The organism is Nioella sp. (assembly GCF_964229645.1).
Classification (GTDB): domain Bacteria; phylum Pseudomonadota; class Alphaproteobacteria; order Rhodobacterales; family Rhodobacteraceae; genus Nioella.
In genome coordinates this window covers 1-17,406 of the sequence record NZ_CAXREX010000054.1, presented here as the reverse complement: position 1 = coordinate 17,406, position 17,406 = coordinate 1, and the positions used below count along the sequence as shown (strand labels likewise).

Sequence of the window (17,406 nt, the reverse complement as noted above, 5' to 3'; positions counted from 1 at the left end):
ATGCCGATGCCGATGCCGCCGGGCGGCCGGCCGTTTACTGGCTGACCCAGACCGGCAATACGACCGCGCGCAGGCTTTACGACCAGATCGCCAACGCGACCGATTTCATGGTCTACCGCCGGGCGACGGGGTAAGCGCATGATGAAGAAAACCACTCTCCTGCTGTCCGCGGCGCTGCTGTCCGCCTGTTCGGCCACCTCGCTTTCGGATCTGCCCGAACGGCTCGAAACCTCCGTTCCGCAGGCGCTGCCGCCCATGGCCATGTTCGGCAGTTCCAACCCCGAACCGCCGCGCCGCTCCAATGCCGAGATCGCGCGCGATTTCCTGGACCTGACCTTCCAGATGGAAAGCGGGCGTCCGATCCCGGTGCTGACGCGCTTCGACGAGCCGGTGACGATCACCGTGGCGCCCGGCGCGCCCGCAACGCTGATGGGCGATCTCGACCGGCTGATCCAGCGCCTGCGCAACGAGGCCGGGATCGACATCCGGCGCATTCCCCACGGCCAGGGCGACGCGTCGATCACCATCGAGACCATGCCGCGCGCGCGGATGCAGCGCGCCGTGCCGCAGGCGGCCTGCTTCGTGGTGCCCCGCGTCACCTCCTGGGACGAGTTCCGGGTGGCCCGCAGCAGCAGCCGCACCCTTGACTGGACCACGCTGACCACGCGCGAACATGCCGCCGTCTTCATTCCCAACGATGTCAGCCCGCAGGAAGTGCGCGACTGCCTGCACGAGGAAGTGGGCCAGGCGCTCGGGCCGCTCAATGACCTCTACCGCCTGCCGGATTCGGTCTTCAACGACGACAATTTCAATGCCGTTCTGACCGGCTTCGACATGCTGATCCTGCGCGCCTATTACGACCCGGCGCTGCGCTCGGGCATGAGCCGCGAAGAGGTGGCGCAGCGCCTGCCCGCGATCCTGAGCCGGCTCAACCCCGGCGGCAATCGCGGTGCGGCCGTGCCGCCGCGCGTGACCGACCGGGACTGGGTTCAGGCGATCGAGGATGCGCTCGGGGGCCGTCTGCCGGTGCCAAGCCGCATCGCCGCGGCACAGCGCGCGGTGGTGATCGCGCAAAGCCGGGGCTGGCAGGATATCCGTCTCGGCTTCAGCTATTTCGCGCTCGGACGGCTGTCGCTCAGTCGCGATGCCGAAACCGCCGTGACCGCCTTCGTCACCGCCGGGCGGCATTTCGACCGCGTGGCGCCGGGCTCGATCCAGTCGGCCCATGTGGACATGCAGCTGGCCGCCTTCGCGCTCTCGGCAGGCGACGCCGAGCAGGTGCTGACACTGGTGGGCCGTGCTCTGCCCGCCGCGACCCGGGCCGAGAATGCCTCGCTCATGGCAACGCTCTTGATGATCCGCGCCGAGGCGCTGGAGCTTCAGGGCCGCATGTCCGAAGCTGCCGCCGTTCGGCTCGACTCGCTTGGATGGGCGCGCTATGGCTTCGGCCGGGACGCGGCCGTGCGTGACAGGCTTACCGAGGTTGCCGCCCTGTCCCCGAACAACCGGAGCTGAGGAGAGCGGCAGTGGCACATATCCTGGGAATGGTGGCGGGCGCGCTTCTGGGCGCCTTCGTCGCGATGGGGCGCAAGGGCAACCGGCTCGACATCCTGCATTACGCGGGCGTGGGCGCGCTGATCGGGCTGATCCTCAGCCTCGCGCTGCGGGTTGTGCTGCTTAGCTAGGCGTGACAGGCTCTGGCCCATGTTCCTGCCCTTCTTCGAAACCCTGCGCGCCGCGCGCGTTCCAGTCTCGCTGCGCGAGTTCCTGGCCTTTCTCGAAGGCGTGGGCAGCGGCATGGTTACCTATGATCTCGACGGGTTCTACTACCTCGCCCGCACCGCGATGGTGAAGGACGAGCGCCATATCGACCGCTTCGACCGCGCCTTCGCCCATGCGTTCGGCGGGCTGGAACAGATCACCGCGCAGGACGTGCTGAACGCGGTCGACATCCCCGAGGACTGGCTGCGCAAGCTGGCCGAGAAGCACCGATCGCCCGAGGAGATGGCCGAGCTCGAGGCGCTTGGCGGCTTCGACAAGCTGATGGAAACCCTGCGCGAACGGCTGAAGGAACAGGAAGGCCGGCACCAGGGCGGCAACAAGTGGATCGGCACGGCCGGCACCTCGCCCTTCGGCGCCTATGGCTACAACCCCGAAGGCGTGCGCATCGGCCAGAAGGAAGGCCGCCACGGACGGGCGGTGAAGGTCTGGGACAAGCGCGAATTCAGGAATCTCGACGACACGATCGAACTGGGCACCCGCAATATCAAGGTGGCGCTGAAACGGCTGCGCCAATGGGCGCGCACCGGCGCCAACGAAGAGCTCGATCTCGACGGCACGATCCGTGCCACCGCCGAGCATGGCTATCTCGACGTCAAGACCCAGCCAGAGCGGCACAACGCGGTCAAGGTCATCCTCTTTCTCGACGTGGGCGGCAGCATGGACCCGCATATCCGCGTGGTCGAAGAGCTCTTTTCTGCCGCCCGGTCCGAGTTCAAGCACCTGGAACATTACTACTTCCACAACTGCCTTTACGAAGGTGTCTGGAAGGATAACCGCCGCCGCTGGACCGAACAGATCCCGACCCACGAGGTGCTCAACACCTACGGGCCGGACTACAAGTGCATCTTCGTGGGCGACGCCGCGATGTCCCCCTACGAGATCGCCTATGCGGGCGGGGCCAACGAGCACTGGAACCAGGAGGCGGGCCAGGTCTGGCTGGAGCGCGCTCGCACGCAATGGCCCGCCAATCTCTGGATCAACCCCACCCCCGAGGCCCATTGGCGCTACACCCAGTCTATCAAGATGATCCACGAAATCTTCGAAGGCCGGATGGTGCCGATGACGCTGGAAGGGATCGACCGGGGCATGCGCGATCTGGGACGCTGACGGGCCCCCTTTGGGAAACCGCCGCCCTGCGCTAGACTGCCTGTCCTGACCTTGGGGGGGCAGCCATGAATATTCAATCCTGGGATCGCATCGAGGACAGGGACCAGCTGCGCACGCTTCTGGCCGAGTATCTCGATCACGAGGTGACAGAGCTTCACGCCTTGTCGGGGCTGAGGCTCGACACCGGCGCGCTGGTGGAGGAGACCTTCGAGGATATCGAGGACTACCTGCCGCCCAGGGGACGCATCCTTGTCGTCCGGGACACGGGCGGGACGCAGGTGGGCTGCGCCTTCCTGCGCCGGATCCGGCCCGATACCAGCGAGATCAAGCGCGTCTACGTGAAACCGTCCGCGCGCGGGCTCGGGCTTGGGCGCAGGCTGATGGAACAGCTCCTGGCGCAGTCTGCCCGGATCGGCGCGACGACCGTGCTGCTGGATACCGGGCTCTACAATGCGGCGGCGCAGGCGCTCTACCGCAAGCTCGGGTTCCGCGAGATCGCCCATTACCCCGAGGGCGAAAGCGACGAGCGGGTGAAGCCCTACCTTCTGTTCATGCAATGCGATCTTGCATGATCGGGCCACGGGCGGGGGCAGATGTCGCATCTGGCCGGGCTTTTCCTGCGACGGAAAACCCGCCAAGCTGCGTTTGACCCGATGACGCCCCCCGCACAGGACCGCCCATGTTTTCCCTTCTGCGCCGCATTTGGCAGGCCGCGCCCGTCGCCACGGTGATCCTGGGCGGCGCGCTGGTCGTCAGCCTCTTCTTCGCCGTGCGCCTGGTGGCCTTCTGGATCTACTGGGCCGATCCCGCGCATCGCGACCAGGCGATCGAGCCCTGGATGACGCCGGGCTATGTCGCCCATTCCTGGGACGTGCCGCGCGAACTGGCCTTCGAGGCGCTTGGCCTGCCTCCGGCCCCCGGCGGGCCACGCAGCCTTCAGGAACTGGCTGCCGAGCGCGGTGTCGCGGTCGAAGACCTTGCCCAGGACTTGCAGGCGGCGATCGAGGCGTTCCGCGACGCGCGGGGACCGCGCCCATGACCGACACGATCTTTGCGCTGGTCACGTCCTGGGGCGCGGTGGTGATCTTCGCCTCGTCCTTCCTGTCCTGCCTCGCGCTGCCCATTCCCACCTCGCTGATGATGCTGTCGGGCGGGGCCTTCGTGGCCTCGGGCGACCTTGCGCTGTGGCAGGTCGTTGCCGGGGCCTATGGCGGCGCGATCCTGGGCGACCAGACCGGCTACCTGATCGGCCGCCATGGCGGCGCACCGCTGGTCGAGCGCATCGCCCGCACGCCGGCGCGCCGCGCGGTGCTGGAGCGGGCCCGCCGGCTGGTGGACCGCAAGGGCGGGCTTGGGGTCTTCTTTTCCACCTGGCTCTTTGCGCCGCTCGGCCCTTGGGTGAATTTCATCGCCGGAACCACCGGGCTGGGATGGCTGCGTTTCACCCTCTGGGACGTGTTGGGCGAGACGATCTGGGTCACGGTCTACGTGGGACTTGGCTTCGCCTTCGCAACCCAGATCGAGGCGGTGGCCGATATCCTGGGCAATGCCGTGGGGCTTCTGGCGGCGCTGGCGGTGGCTGCGGCGATGCTGGTCTGGATCCGCGGCGCGCTGCGGGCACAGAAGGAGAAGGCCCGGAACGCCGCCCAGAACGCGGGGTGAGCCGCGCCCTTGCCACCGCCAGCCGCCGACGCCATATCTGCCCCATGATCCTGCGTCTTGCCCCCATCCTGCTTGCCATCGCCTACGGGCTGGTGATGTATCACTTCTCCGCCTGGCGCACCCGGCGCGAGCTGGATGAGCGCTCGACCGAGCTGGCCGATCCGGGCCTGAAACGGCTGAGCGACCAGCTGGCCGCCGCGCTGGAGCTGCCGCGCATCAAGGTCCATCTTTACGAAGTGGAGCCGGTGAACGGGCTGGCCGCGCCCGACGGGCGCATCTTCCTTACCCGGGGTTTTTACGACCGGTACCGGCAAGGCGAGGTCACGGGCGAGGAACTGATGAGCGTGGTGGCCCATGAACTGGGCCATGTGGCGCTTGGGCATACGCGGCGGCGGATGATCGACTTTTCGGGCCAGAACGCCGTGCGCACGGTGCTGGCCTCGGTCCTGGGCAGGGTGCTGCCCGGGCTTGGGCCGTGGCTGGCGGGGCTTCTCACCTCGCTCGTGGTGGCGCGGATTTCGCGCGGGGACGAATACGAGGCCGATGCCTATGCCGCCGCGCTGATGGAGAAGGCGGGCTTCGGGACCGGTCCGCAGAAGAGCCTTCTGTCGAAACTGGAAGCCCTGACCGGAATGGCCGGGCGCGGCAGCCCGGCCTGGCTGATGAGCCATCCCAAGACCCCCGACCGGATCGCCGCGATCGAGGCGCTGGAAGAGCGCTGGCGCCGGGCGCGCGACTGAGCAAGGGGGTTCGCCGCGCAAGGCGCGTCGACCGGGGCGCGCGCCTCGTCACCCCCCGCTTGCGCGGGGACCTCCTCGGCGCGCTCTGCCAGGGACGATAGGCGGCGGCCCGCCAGCCGGGCCCTGCGGTTTGCGGCAGGGGCGGGAGGCCTCCGGCGGGAGTATTTTCACCAAGAAGAAGACAGGGCCTTGCCAAGCCTCGGCAGGCGGGCGCGCTTGAGCAGGGCGCGCGGGTCGAGCCGCTCGCCCGACAGGCGTTGTGCGGTGGCGTGGACATTCCGGACCACCTGCTCAACCGCGTCGGGATGGGCTTGCCAGAGCCCCAGCAGGAACGCGTCGGGATGCTGGGCCGTCAGCCCGTGGGGCCGAAGCTCGCGCGCGGGGAAATCGCGCAGGTTCAGGGTAACGATGCCCTCTGCCCCGCCCCGGATCGCGGTGGCGAGCACGTGGATATCGGCCGGGTCGGGCAGCCAGAGCCGGTCTTCGAGATCCGGGTCGGCCGCGATACACGCCCCGGGCCAGCGCGCGTTCAGAAGCGCGATCTCGCCTTCCGCGATCACCCCGTCGCCGGGGCTCTGCCGTTCGGCGGTGCGGCGCCATTCCTCGGCGATGCGGGCCGACCAGAGCGGGCGGAAAAGCCCCTGCCCGGCCAGTCCGAGAAGGATTTCCCTGAGCACCGTGGGATAGAGCACGCAGGCGTCGAGGCAAAGGATCATGGCATCAGGTGTAAGGCCAGCGCCTTGAGATAGCCGGTATCCGACAGCGCCGGGTGCTGCGGGTGATCGGGGCCGGCGAAACCGGTGTGCAGGATGCGCGGATCGCGCCCGGCCCGTCCGATCCCGCGCAGGCAGGCCTGGCGGAACTTGCCAAGGTCGGCCGCGTGCGAGCAGGAACACAGGATGAGCGTGCCCCCCGGCGCCACCAGCGGAGCGGCCAGGCGGGCCACCCGTTCATAGGCGCGCAAACCCTGCGTGAGCGCGTTCTTCGACGGGGCGAAGGCGGGGGGATCGGCCACCACCACGTCGAAGCTTTCGCCCTGGGCGGCGAGGTCTTCCATCACCGCGAAGGCGTCGCCCTGGCGGGTGTCGAAGCGGGCCTGCATCCCCATCAGGGCAGCCCCCTCGCGCGCAAGCTCCAGCGCCGGGGCCGAGGCATCGACCGAGAGCGCGTGGCGCGCGCCGCCCGCGAGGGCTGCCAGCGCAAAGCCCCCCACATGGGAAAAGACGTCGAGCACGCGCGCCTCGCGGGAAAGCGCCCGGGTGAAGGCATGGTTGGGCCGCTGGTCGTAGAAAAGCCCCGTCTTCTGCCCGCCCATCACGTCGGCCAGGTAGGTGGCGCCGTTCATCGGCACCGGGATCGGCGCGCCGGGGGCCTCGCCCGCCAGCATGCCGCTATCCTCGGCCAGGCCTTCCTGCGCGCGGGCGCGGCCCGATCCGTTCTTGATGATGGTGCCGGCCCCGGTCAGCTCGCGCAGGATGGCGGTCAGGTCCTCCAGGCGCTCTTCGATCCAGAGTGCGTTGGGCTGCACCACCAGCACGTCGCCGAACCGGTCGATGATGAGACCGGGCAGCGCGTCGCCCTCGGCATGAACCAGGCGGTAGTAGGGCTGATCGAAGAGCCGCTCGCGCAGGGTCAGGGCGGCGGCCAGGCGGGTGCGCAGCCAGCCTGCGTCGATCACCGCGGCAGGATCGCGGTCGAGCACGCGGAAGGCGATCTTGCCCTCGACCGTGGCAATGCCGACGGCCAGCGGCTGTCGCTCGGCGTCTTCCAGAACGGCCAGTGCGCCCGCCGGGACGGCGCGCGAGCGGCGGTCGAGCACAAGCTCGTCGGACCAGGCCCAGGGGTGGCCATGGCGGATGCGGCGGGCATCGGCCTTGGGTTTGAGGCGCAAAACGCAAATGGGGGACGTCATCATGACGCCCCCCATAGCGGGATTCTCGGCAGCTGGAAACGGTCAGAACGTGTATTGGGTCCCCTGCACGTCCAGTCCGAATTCCTGGCGCGCCCAACCGATGATCTGGCTTTGGATGCGGTCGCGCTGGAAGATACCCTGGCGTTCGGCCGCGATGGCACGGGCACCGCCCAGGGCACGGAAGGTCAGGTCGACCGGGATCGGGCCGGTCAGCGCTTCGCCGGTTTCGGCATTGCGCACGGTGAAGATGAACTCGATCTCGTGCTCGCCGCCGATGGTGTAGCGGGCGCGTTCGGTCAGGGCGTGGAAGCGCGTCACTTCCATCTCGACCGTGATCGGGGTGGTGCCCTCGTCGGTCAGCGGACGCAGGGCGAATTCCATCGCGTCGAAGATCAGCGCCTGAACCTGCTCGTGGCGGTTGCCGATCGGGTCTTCGCGCCAGACGATGTCCGAGCGCGGCTTGATCGAGTTGGCTTCCGACACGGTGAGCGATTCGGGCACCGAGATGTCGATGGACTGCACTTCCCAGTCGGCGGCTTCGGCCTGCGCGGCGAGCCCGGTGGGAAGGGTGATGTTCTGGGTCACGTCAACGGCCGGAACCGTGGAACAGGCCGACACGCCAAGCGCGGCCAGGCCGAGAAGGAAAAGGGTGATACGTTTCATTGTCTGTACTCCTGCCGAGGTCCGAATTGGTTTCCGGGCCTTTGTTACGAGGCAGAAGATCGGCTTCAATCTAGGCAAAAAAGTGGAGTCAAATCATCATTTGAAAGGTATTTGTATCGTTCGATGCCAATATTTTTGCAAAAGTGCAAAGCGGCGCACCCCAGGGGCGGGGCCCGCCGCCGGCCTTGGAACGCTAGCCCTGGATCACGGTCATGCGCTGCTGGCCAAGCCCGTCGACCTCCAGCAACACCTCGTCCCCGGCCGCCAGGTAGCGCGGCGGCTTCATGCCCATGCCGACGCCCGCAGGCGTGCCGGTGGCAATGATGTCGCCGGGCTGGAAGCTCATGAAATGGCTCAGATGCGCGATGGCCTCGGCCATGGGGAAGATCATGTCGCGCGTATTGCCGTCCTGCATGAACTCGCCATTGACGAGGATGCGCAGGCCCACGTTCTGGGGGTCGGCGATCTCGTCCGGCGTCACCAGCCAGGGGCCCACGGGGCCGAAGGTGTCGCAGCTCTTGCCCTTGGTGAACTGGCCCGAGCGATGCAGCTGGAAATCCCGCTCGGACACGTCGTTGACGGCCACGAATCCTGCCACGTGATCCAGCACCTGTTCGGGCGTGATGTATTTCGCGGGCTTGCCGATGACGACGCCCATCTCGACCTCCCAGTCGGTCGCGACCGAGCCGCGCGGCAGTTCGATCGGGTCGTAGGGGCCTGAAATGGCCGAAGTCGCCTTCATGAAGATCATCGGCTCCTTGGGCGGGGTCATGTTGGCCTCGGCGGCGTGATCGGAATAGTTGAGCCCGATGCAGACCATCTTGCCCACGGCGGCAACCGGGGTGCCGATGCGCGGGCTGCCCTCGACCAGCGGTCCGTCGGCCTTGAGGCTGCCAAGCCGGCCCAGAACCTCGCCCGACAGGTCCGACACCTGGTCAGACAGGTCGCGCAGGCGGCCTTGGGCATCCAGAACCCCGGGCTTTTCCTGGCCCTTTTCCCCGTAGCGAACGAATTTCATGCATGCTCTCCCATTCCCGAGTTGGGCGCATCAAATGCCGATGCGGGGGGAAGGTCAAGCGGGCGGCGGCGCGCCCGGTGCCACCGCCGGGGGCGGCTCGGGCGGAGGGGCTGCCGCGGGCGGCTCCGGTGCGGGCGGGTCGGCCTTCAGGGGCGGTCCCAGGCCCGCGCCATCGCTCAGCATCAGGGCGCGCCGCCCGGCCGATTGCCCAAGCCGCGCGGTAAAGCGCCGCTGCCCGGCGCGATCGGCCACATCGACCGCGGCCAGCTCTGCCCGGTCGAAGGACAGCACATCGCCCACGCAGAGCGCCTCGACCCGCGCAAGCGGAAGCGTCCGGCGCAGCAGGACGCCTTCCAAAGCGACGGGGGCGGCCCGGACCAGAGCCTGCCAGCGCGCGCGCCAGCCGGGGTCATTGGCGGGGGCGTCCGGTGAAGGCCCGGCCCCAGCCACGGTTCCCGTCACCGGAACCGCCAGCAGAACCTGCCCGGTCTTCGCCCCCTCGCCCAGGTCAAGCGCCACGGAAAAGAGGTGATGGGGGCGGTCGGGCAGCAACAGTTCCAGCTGCCGCGCCTCGGCCAGATGGGTGCCGTAGGTAAGGCCAAGGGGCCAGTCGATGCCGGCCCGGCCTGTCAGCCCTCCCTCCAGTGCGCCCAGGAAGAGCGAGATGAAATCCCGCGTCAGCGCCGCATCGACCCGCGTTGGCCTGCGTTTCAAACCGGCCCCGCGATCGACACGGCCCGTGGTCTGCACCTCGATCAGCGCGTCGATCAACCCATGATCCAGCACGCAGAGCGCACGCCGGTCGCCGCCGGCCTCCAGCATGGACAGCAGCCCGCCTTCGGGCAGGGCCGCGATCACCTCGGCCAGCGGAATATCCCATCGAGGCTCTGCCGGGCTGGCCACCAGGGCCAGGCCCTCATACGGTGCCCCCGCCCGGCCAAGCGCGCGTTGCAGCGCCGCCGCCAGCCCCTCGGGCCGGGTCGAGCCGGGGCCCGTGGCCGCGCCGCCACCGCCCGCCAGCTTGCGCCTGAGCGCCTCGTTGAACCCGGGTTGGGACATCGCACCTCTGCCAGCGCCACCGGGACCATCCCCGGGGCCTCGGCCCGTTATCGCCCCGCGACGGTTAAGAAAGCGTCAAGCGACGCGCAGGGCGCGCCCCGGCAGGCGCACGCGGAACGAGGCCCCGCCCTGCCCCGGCACGTAGCTCAGCCGCCCGCCAAGCCGTTGCATGATCTCGCGGCTGATCGCCAGGCCAAGCCCCGCCCCCTGCGCGTCGCGCGCGGTTTCCAGCCGGGTGAACTTCTCGAAGATGAGCGAGCGCTGCCGCTCCGGAATGCCGGAGCCGTTATCGGTGAACTCCACCTCGACTCGGCCGGGCTGGCGCTGGACCGAGATGCGCAGCTCGGGCGTCTCGGCGTCGCAGTATTTCTGCGCGTTGGAAATGAGGTTGATGAAAACCTGCGCCAGCCGGTCGGCATCGGTCAGCAGCGGGATCGCCTCGGCCTCGCGGTCGCGCAGGATGGCGATGCGCCCGCCCGTTTCCAGTGCCCCGGTGGCAGCCTCGGCCTTGTCGAGCACCTCTTCCAGCGTCGAGGCGGTTTCGTTCAGCGTGACCCGCCCGTGTTCCAGCACCGACAGGTCCAGCAGGTCATCGAGCAGCCGGGTCAGCCGCAGGCTTTCATTGTGGATGATGCGCGAGAATTTCTGCCGCGCCTCCGGCTCCAGCCCCTCTTCCTGCATCAGCAGCTCGGAAAAGGCCCGGATCGAGGTCATCGGCGTGCGCAGCTCGTGGCTGATCTGGCTCAGGAACGTGTCCTTCTGCTCGGCCAGTTCCGTCAGCTTCTGGTTGGCCTCGCGCAGCCGCGCGGCGGTGCGGGTCAGTTCCGAGGACTGGCGTTCCAGCTGGCTGGAATATTCCATCATCTGCGCGGTCTCGTCGGCCACCGCCAAGAGGTCGCGCACCGACACCGTCGCCCCCCCGGTGATCTGGTAAACCATCGCATGCGCGGTCGCGGCCCCCACCGAGCCCGCCAGTTCGCGTTCCAGCATCTTGAGGAAATCGGGGTTGGGTTCGGGCAGGCTTGCCGCGCGCCCCTGCGCCGCCGCCGCTTCCTGGAAGAGCCGCCCGGCGCGGCCCGTGCCCAGGATCCGCTGTGCCATGGTCAGCAGGTCATCGGCCGCGGCCGCCCCCCCCTGCCAGCCAAGCGTCGGCGCGGAATGGTCGAAGACATTGACGAATTGCGCGCCCTGAAGCCGCTCCATCGGCGAGGGAAAGGTCACGAGCGACACCAGCGTGAACAGGAAGCTGTTGACCCCAAGCGACAGCACCATCGCCATCAGCAGTGGATCGGCCCCCTGGATACCCAGGGGCGTTTCAGGGCGCAGCCAGCCGATGCCGAACGGCCCGTTGGCCAGAAGCCCCTCCATCAGCCCCGACGTGGCCGCGTTGGGCAGCAGCAGCACCCAGCCCCAGATCGCGAAGCCCGCGCTGATCCCGGCCATCGCCCCGGCCCGCGTCGCCCCGCGCCAGAAGATGCCCCCCAGAAGCGCCGGCAGCACCTGCGCCACGCCCAGGAAGGCGATCAGCCCGATCGAGGCCAGTGCCTCGGACCCGCCCGACATGCGGTAATAGATCAGCCCGAGCGTCAGCACCCCGATGATGGACAGCCGCCGCGCCATCAGCGCGACCCGGCGCATATCGCCCGACATCGGGTCCTCGCCCTGCGTCACCCGCAGCCAGATCGGCACGATGATGTGGTTCGACAGCATCGTCGACAGCGCCAGCGCCGCCACGATCACCATCGACGTGGCCGAGGAAAAGCCGCCCAGGAACACCAGGAGCGCCAGCGCATCCTGGTCGAAGTTGAGCGGCAGCGTCAGCACGTAAAGGTCCGGGTTCGCCCCCTCGGGCATGACCTGAAGCCCCACCACCGCGATCGGAACCACGAACAGCGACATCAGCAGCAGGTAAAGCGGAAAGGCCCAGGCCGCTGTGGCCAGGTGGCGCTCGTTGGCGTTTTCCACCACCAGCACCTGGAACATGCGCGGCAGGCACAGGATCGCCGCCGCCGACAGCACCGTCAACCCGACCCAACGGGCCCCGTTCGAGCTCCACTCCGAAATCGGGCTCGTCTCGATCCGCGCCAGGATGTCGGACGGCCCCTCGGCCAGCCCCCAGACCACGAAGATGCCCACGGCCAGCAGCGCCGCCAGCTTGACGATCGCTTCCAGCGCGATGGCCGAAACCAGGCCGGGATGGCGTTCGTTCACGTCGAGACTGCGGGTGCCGAAGATGATGGTAAAGAGCGCCAGCCCCCCGGCCACCCAGATCGCCGTTGCATCCGTGCCCAGCACCGCGAATTCGCCCGGATCGGCAAAGACCGAGAAGGACAGCGTCACCGACTGCAATTGCAGCGCAAGGTAGGGCGTGGTGCCGATCACCGCCAGCACGGTCACCAGCGCCGCCAGCGCGCCCGACTTGCCGTAGCGGCTGGAAATCATGTCGGCAATCGAGGTGATGCGCTGTGCCCGCCCGATCCGCACCATCTTGCGCAAGAGCCAGAACCAGCCCACGAAAACCAGCGTCGGGCCAAGATAGATCGTCATGAATTCCAGCCCCGACCGCGCCGCCGACCCGACCGCGCCGTAAAAGGTCCAGGCGGTGGTGTAGATCGACAGCGACAGCGTGTAGACCAGCGGCGAATTCAGCCAGCGCGCCTGCCCCTCGGCGGCCCGCTTTTCCGCAAGGAAGGCGATCCCGAACAGTCCGATCACGTAAAGCAGGCAGACCGCGACAAGACCGTCAAGCGACAGCATCAGCCATCCTCCTGCCCGTCCAGACCCTCCGCGCTTCCGCCCGGGAAGGCCCGCCCGATCGCGGCCGACAGGACCCCGGCCAGCACCACCAGCGCCAGCCAGACCCCCAGGAAATAGACCAGCCAGCCCGAGGTGCTGCCGCCAACGCCGGTATCGGATGTCAGGATGAAGACCGGCCCGAAGAAGAGCAGCACCCCAAGGATCGGCGCCAGGCGCGCCGCGTCCTGCAGGCGGTTGCGCCGGTAGGTGCGCCGTTCAAGAAAGAGCCTGCGGTTCATGTCCCCGCCTTCTGCCCGTCCTCGGCCACCCGGCGCAGGGTCTCGACCATCTCGGCATTGGAAAAGGGCTTGGTCAGGTAGGCATTGGCCCCGAGCGACAGCGCCAGGTCCCGGTCCTTGGACTGGCCCTTGGCGGTCAGCATCAGGACCGGCAGTTGCGCCGTCTCGGGCTGGCCGCGCAGCTCGCGCAGGATATCCAGCCCCGAGCGGCCCGGCAGCATCACGTCCAGCACCAGCACATCCGGCTTCAACCGCGCGATCTCCTCCAGCGCGGTCGCCCCGTTGCCATGACCCGACACTTCCCAGCCATCGCGGGACAGGATGAAACTGATCGCTTCGAAGATATTGATCTCGTCCTCGACGAGAAGAACGCGGTTCCCCAAACCGGACCCTCCCAAGCCGATCGTGAACGTTCGGTCCAGCTTGCCGATGCCCCGGCCATTGTCAAATACTTGTTCACTCATGTGAAACTGCTCTCCACCCGGCGCGCGGCACAATCCGTCCGCGGGCAGAGCTCGCATCCCGGCCCCACCGCAAGCGCCACCTCGCCCGCCTCGTCCGCCTCTTCGGGCAGCGCGCGCAGCAGCATCGTGGCCTCGCTCACGGGGGCTGCGCCGAAGCCCGAGGGGCCGATGGGCTGCGCCACCGCCCAGGCCTGGAACCGCATTCCGCCCGGCATCTCCAGAAGCGCCTGGTCAGGCACCATCGGGCGCGCCAGGGCACGGTAAAGCGGCCAGAGCGGGCAGCCCGAGCCATAGCGCGGGATGGAAAAGGCGTTGATCCGGCGGCGGTAGACCAGCGCGCCCGACGCGTCGCAGATCGCCAGCCCGAAATCGGGCACGGCCTGCGCCCCGCCGCGCGGCAGGGTGGCCAGGCGCCGCAACAGCAGCGCCACATCGCCCCCTGCAAGGCCAACAAGCGCCCCGGGCGCGTAATCGGCGGCGGCGGCAGCCTCCAGGAAGGGTGCCAGCGGCAGGCGCGCCGCATCGGCCGCGTAGCGGGCCAGGTGCCGGGCTGCCAGCGCCCGCGCGGCCTCATCCTCCAGCTCCGGCATCTGCGCAAGAAGCCCCGCGATCGCCTCCGTGCCGCCCGCCTCGATCGCCGGGAAATGATAGCCCGCCACCTCGAAGGCCGCCTCGACCAGCTCCAGCGGCGTCGACAGCGCCTCCTTGCGGCTGCCCTGCCCCTCGAAATGGGCCAGCAGCGCCGTGGCACTTGCCGACAGCCGCTCGGCTTCCTCGTGCAGGTTGCGGTGAAACCGGCCGCGCCAGTTGGCCTCCAGGTCCGGCTCGCGCACCAGGATATCCGAGGTCGACCGGATCGCGGCCACGGTCGACAGCACCTCGTGCATCGAGCCCGCCAGCACCGGGTCATGGCCCAGCCGGTCCTGCAACCCCTCCACCGCGGCCTCCAGCGCCGCGATCCGTTTCTGCTGTTCGGCAATCAGCCCCGTCCAGCCGGGAAACCGCCCCGCAAGCTCGTCGATGCGCGCGGTTTCGGCCGCGGGTCCGAAGGTGCGCGCCGTTTCCCGCGCCGCCGCCAGCAGCATATCCGACAGGGTGGCATCCATGCCCTCGGTCAGCCGCGCAGGCTCCACCTTCAGCGCCCGGGCAAGATCGAGCAAGAGCTTGCCCCCGATCCGGCGCTTGTTGTGCTCGATCAGGTTGAGATAGCTCGCGGAAATCCCCACGTCCCCGGCCAGGTCGCTCTGGCGCAGGCCCAGCGCGGTGCGCCGCTCACGAATGCGCGTGCCCGTCAGTGACGGTCTCTGCCCCCGTCCGGCCTGTCCCGCCATGATCGTCCTCCCGTGCCTCCCTTAACAGGAATACCTATTTCAGACAACGCTCTAACGGTCAGTTGACAGATACCGGCCCCAGGTCTGCAAACCCGTCCCTTCTTCTTGGCCGAAATACTCCCGCCGGAGGCGTCCCGCCCCCGCCCGGCACGCGCCGGCACGGCCCCGGCGGCGCGCTGCCACATGCTCCTCAACAAAGCGGCGCGGCCCCCGCCAGGGGACCGCGCCTCATTTTGGTCAGGGGCGACTGGCTCAGTTGCCAAGCGCCATGTCGGTGATGACATGGGTGAAGGCCCCCTCGGGCTCGGCGGTGATCACCGGGTCCGAGCCGCCAGCCAGCAGCGTGTCCACCGTGCGCTGGTAGGCCGCCTCGTCGAGACGCCCGTCAGAGCCCGCGGTCAGCAGGGCGATCTCGCCCATCATCCGCACCTGGTGCTCTTCGGTCTGCGCGCCGGTCTCGTCATAGTCCAGCACGATCATCGCCGCGTCCTCGGGGTTCTCCTCGGCCCAGTCCCAGCCGCGCATCGAGGCACGCACGAAGCGGGCCATGCGGTCCACGAACTCGGGGTCGCTCAGGTTCTCTTCCAGAACCCACATGCCGTCTTCCAGCGTGGCCACGCCCTGGTCTTCATACTTGAAGGTCACCAGATCGTCGGGGCTGACGCCCGCGTCGATCACCTGCCAGTACTCGTTATAGGTCATGGTGGAAATGCAGTCGGCCTGGCGCTGCAGCAGCGGGTCCACGTTGAAGCCCTGCTGCAGAACGGTCACGCCGCCCTCCGAGCCATCGGTCGGGATGCCCAGCTGGCTCATCCAGCTCAGGAACGGGTATTCGTTGCCGAAGAACCAGACCCCGATCGTGTGGCCGGCCAGGTCCGCAGGCTCGGAAATGCCCGCATCCGCCCAGCAGGTCAGCATCAGGCCCGAGCGCGCAAAGGGCTGGGCGATATTGACCACCGGCAGGCCGCGCTCGCGTGCGGCCAGCGCCGAGGGCATCCAGTTCAGCATCACATCGGCGCCGCCACCGGCCAGCACTTGCGGGGGTGCGATGTCGGGGCCGCCGGGCTGGATCGTCACGTCGAGCCCTTCTTCCTCGTAATAGCCGTTCTCCAGCGCCACGTAGTAGCCCGCGAACTGCGCCTGGGTCACCCATTGCAGCTGCAGCGTCACCTCGTCGGCGGATGCCGCCCCCGTGGCCAGCCCGAGCGCCAGGGCCGAAGTCATCAGTTTCTTCATGGTCTTTACCTCCAGTGTTGGATGCCTGTTGTCGTTGTCACTTGCTACCTGTCAGCCCTCTGCGAGGGGTGCCAGAAGGTGAGCCGTTTCTCCGCCAGCGTCACCAAACCGTAGAATCCCGATCCCGCCAGCGCGGCCACCGCGATTTCCGCCCAGACCATGGCCAGCTCCAGCGTGCCGAACGAGGTCTTGATCCGAAAGCCCATCCCCACGATGGGAGAGCCGAAGAACTCCGCCACGATAGCACCGATCAGTGCCAGCGTTGTCGAAACTTTCAGCCCGTTGAAGATGAAGGGCAGCGCCGCGGGCAGGCGCAGCTTGGCAAAGCTCTGCCAATAGCTCGCCGCGTAGGTCCGCATCAGGTCGCGCTGCATGCTGTCGGTGTCCTTGAGCCCCGCCACCGTGTTCACGAGAACGGGGAAAAACACCATGACCGCCACCACCGCCGCCTTCGACTGCCAGCCGAAGCCGAACCACATCACAAGGATCGGTGCCGTGCCCACGATGGGCAGAGCGGCGATGAAATTGCCCACCGGCAGCAGCCCGCGTTGCAGGAAGCTCGACCGGTCCACCGCGATCGCCGTGCCGATGGCCAGCAGCGCACCGATGATGTAGCCGCTGAGCGCGCCTTTCACGACGGTCTGCATGAAATCGGCCCACAGGACCGGGATCGCGCCCAGCAGAGTCACCCAGATATCGGAGGGCGCGGGCAGAATGACCGGGCTGATGCCGAAGAGCCGCACGGTCATCTGCCACAGGACCAGCAGGGTGATGCCGAAGATCGCGGGCACCACGAAGCGCTTGGCCCCGCCCTGCCCGCCGGTCAGCACGATATTGAGCCCCCAGGCCCCCAGCCAGACCGCCAGGACCAGCCCCAGGCGCCAGTCGAGCAGCGCCCCGCCCAAGATCACCGCCAGGGCGAGCCCAAGGGGCGCGCCAAAACTCTTCGAAGAGTTTTGCAAATTCCTTCCAAGGAATTTCTCCGCCATCGTCCCGCTCATCGCACCAATCCCAGCCGTGTCAGGGTCCGTCTCTCGACCGTGCCGATGATCCAGACCAAGAGCGCGGCACAGACCGCCGCCATCAGGAGCGCCGCCCAGATCTGCACCGTCTGCCCGTAATAGCTGCCCGTGAGCAGCCGCGCGCCCAGCCCGAAGCGGGCGCCCGTCGGCAATTCGGCAACGATCGTGCCCACCAGGGCGGCGGCAATGGCGATCTTGAGCGAGGCAAAGAGATAGGGCAGCGAACGGGGCAGGCGCAGTTTCCAGAACTCCTGCGGCCCGCTGGCCGAATAGGTGCGCAGCAGGTCGATATCCATCGGCCCGGGGCTTCTGAGCCCCTTCACCATGCCCACCACCACCGGAAAGAAGCTCAGATAGGACGAGATCAGCGATTTC

The 17,406-nt window shown here is 68.2% G+C and carries 19 protein-coding genes; 7 read left to right on the top strand and 12 right to left on the bottom strand.

Translation table 11 applies throughout. The features are described from left to right. The first annotated feature begins 141 nt into the window (after positions 1–141). The 7 genes from ACEQXV_RS03565 to ACEQXV_RS03535 all read left to right on the top strand — a co-directional run bounded on the left by ACEQXV_RS03565 (position 142) and on the right by ACEQXV_RS03535 (position 5,291). Positions 142–1,515 (top strand): DUF2927 domain-containing protein, encoded by a 1,374-nt coding sequence (locus ACEQXV_RS03565; protein WP_370267943.1) that lies wholly within the window; start codon positions 142–144, stop codon positions 1,513–1,515. An 11-nt stretch (positions 1,516–1,526) separates the two neighbouring features. After that, complete coding sequence (locus ACEQXV_RS03560) at positions 1,527–1,685, top strand: hypothetical protein (protein WP_370251748.1); 159 nt, start codon at positions 1,527–1,529, stop codon at positions 1,683–1,685. Positions 1,686–1,704: 19 nt separating this feature from the next. Next, on the top strand, positions 1,705–2,889 hold the full coding sequence (locus tag ACEQXV_RS03555; protein ID WP_370267941.1) for a VWA domain-containing protein: 1,185 nt from the start codon (positions 1,705–1,707) through the stop codon (positions 2,887–2,889). A 65-nt stretch (positions 2,890–2,954) separates the two neighbouring features. Continuing rightward, a complete protein-coding gene (locus ACEQXV_RS03550) occupies positions 2,955–3,461 on the top strand; it encodes a GNAT family N-acetyltransferase (protein ID WP_370267939.1) in 507 nt (168 codons plus the stop codon). Positions 3,462–3,568: 107 nt separating this feature from the next. Further along, positions 3,569–3,928 carry a hypothetical protein gene (locus ACEQXV_RS03545; RefSeq protein ID WP_370252284.1) on the top strand — a complete coding sequence of 120 codons (360 nt, stop codon included), beginning with the start codon at positions 3,569–3,571 and terminating at the stop codon, positions 3,926–3,928. Further along, positions 3,925–4,551 (top strand): DedA family protein, encoded by a 627-nt coding sequence (locus ACEQXV_RS03540; protein ID WP_370267937.1) that lies wholly within the window; start codon positions 3,925–3,927, stop codon positions 4,549–4,551. Before ACEQXV_RS03545 ends, ACEQXV_RS03540 begins: the two co-directional genes overlap by 4 nt. Positions 4,552–4,598: 47 nt before the next feature. Beyond that, entirely contained in the window at positions 4,599–5,291 is a 693-nt protein-coding gene (locus ACEQXV_RS03535; protein ID WP_370267945.1) for a M48 family metalloprotease, read from the top strand. Between the two features lie 167 nt (positions 5,292–5,458). Here ACEQXV_RS03535 and ACEQXV_RS03530 read toward each other — a convergent pair whose 3' ends face one another. The 12 genes from ACEQXV_RS03530 to ACEQXV_RS03475 all read right to left on the bottom strand — a co-directional run. Beyond that, the gene (locus ACEQXV_RS03530; protein ID WP_370267935.1) at positions 5,459–6,007 is read right to left on the bottom strand and encodes an RSP_2648 family PIN domain-containing protein; all 549 of its coding nucleotides are present in this window, start codon (positions 6,005–6,007) and stop codon (positions 5,459–5,461) included. Beyond that, positions 6,004–7,203: an RSP_2647 family RNA methyltransferase gene (locus tag ACEQXV_RS03525; protein WP_370267933.1), complete on the bottom strand. Its 1,200-nt coding sequence runs from the start codon at positions 7,201–7,203 to the stop codon at positions 6,004–6,006. The genes ACEQXV_RS03530 and ACEQXV_RS03525 overlap by 4 nt, the downstream gene beginning before the upstream one ends. Before the next feature lie 42 nt (positions 7,204–7,245). Next, positions 7,246–7,866, bottom strand: a complete 621-nt coding sequence (locus ACEQXV_RS03520; protein WP_370267931.1) for a DUF6778 family protein — start codon at positions 7,864–7,866, stop codon at positions 7,246–7,248. Between the two features lie 193 nt (positions 7,867–8,059). Further along, positions 8,060–8,884 (bottom strand): fumarylacetoacetate hydrolase family protein, encoded by an 825-nt coding sequence (locus ACEQXV_RS03515; protein WP_370251362.1) that lies wholly within the window; start codon positions 8,882–8,884, stop codon positions 8,060–8,062. A gap of 54 nt (positions 8,885–8,938) precedes the next feature. Beyond that, positions 8,939–9,943 carry a FliM/FliN family flagellar motor switch protein gene (locus tag ACEQXV_RS03510; RefSeq protein ID WP_370267929.1) on the bottom strand — a complete coding sequence of 335 codons (1,005 nt, stop codon included), beginning with the start codon at positions 9,941–9,943 and terminating at the stop codon, positions 8,939–8,941. A gap of 75 nt (positions 9,944–10,018) precedes the next feature. Beyond that, positions 10,019–12,700, bottom strand: a complete 2,682-nt coding sequence (locus ACEQXV_RS03505) for an ATP-binding protein (RefSeq protein ID WP_370254529.1) — start codon at positions 12,698–12,700, stop codon at positions 10,019–10,021. Then, entirely contained in the window at positions 12,700–12,978 is a 279-nt protein-coding gene (locus ACEQXV_RS03500; RefSeq protein WP_370254528.1) for a hypothetical protein, read from the bottom strand. The genes ACEQXV_RS03505 and ACEQXV_RS03500 overlap by 1 nt, the downstream gene beginning before the upstream one ends. After that, positions 12,975–13,361 carry a response regulator transcription factor gene (locus ACEQXV_RS03495; RefSeq protein ID WP_370254532.1) on the bottom strand — a complete coding sequence of 129 codons (387 nt, stop codon included), beginning with the start codon at positions 13,359–13,361 and terminating at the stop codon, positions 12,975–12,977. The genes ACEQXV_RS03500 and ACEQXV_RS03495 overlap by 4 nt, the downstream gene beginning before the upstream one ends. Positions 13,362–13,438: 77 nt before the next feature. Beyond that, positions 13,439–14,773, bottom strand: coding sequence for a short-chain fatty acyl-CoA regulator family protein (locus ACEQXV_RS03490; protein ID WP_370267927.1), 1,335 nt, complete (start codon positions 14,771–14,773; stop codon positions 13,439–13,441). Between the two features lie 252 nt (positions 14,774–15,025). Then, positions 15,026–16,009, bottom strand: coding sequence for an ABC transporter substrate-binding protein (locus ACEQXV_RS03485; RefSeq protein WP_370254526.1), 984 nt, complete (start codon positions 16,007–16,009; stop codon positions 15,026–15,028). 44 nt (positions 16,010–16,053) lie between these two features. Beyond that, complete coding sequence (locus ACEQXV_RS03480) at positions 16,054–16,887, bottom strand: ABC transporter permease (protein WP_370254531.1); 834 nt, start codon at positions 16,885–16,887, stop codon at positions 16,054–16,056. Between the two features lie 119 nt (positions 16,888–17,006). Further along, the coding region (locus ACEQXV_RS03475) for an ABC transporter permease (protein ID WP_370267925.1) at positions 17,007–17,406 on the bottom strand (400 nt) is incomplete at its 5' end.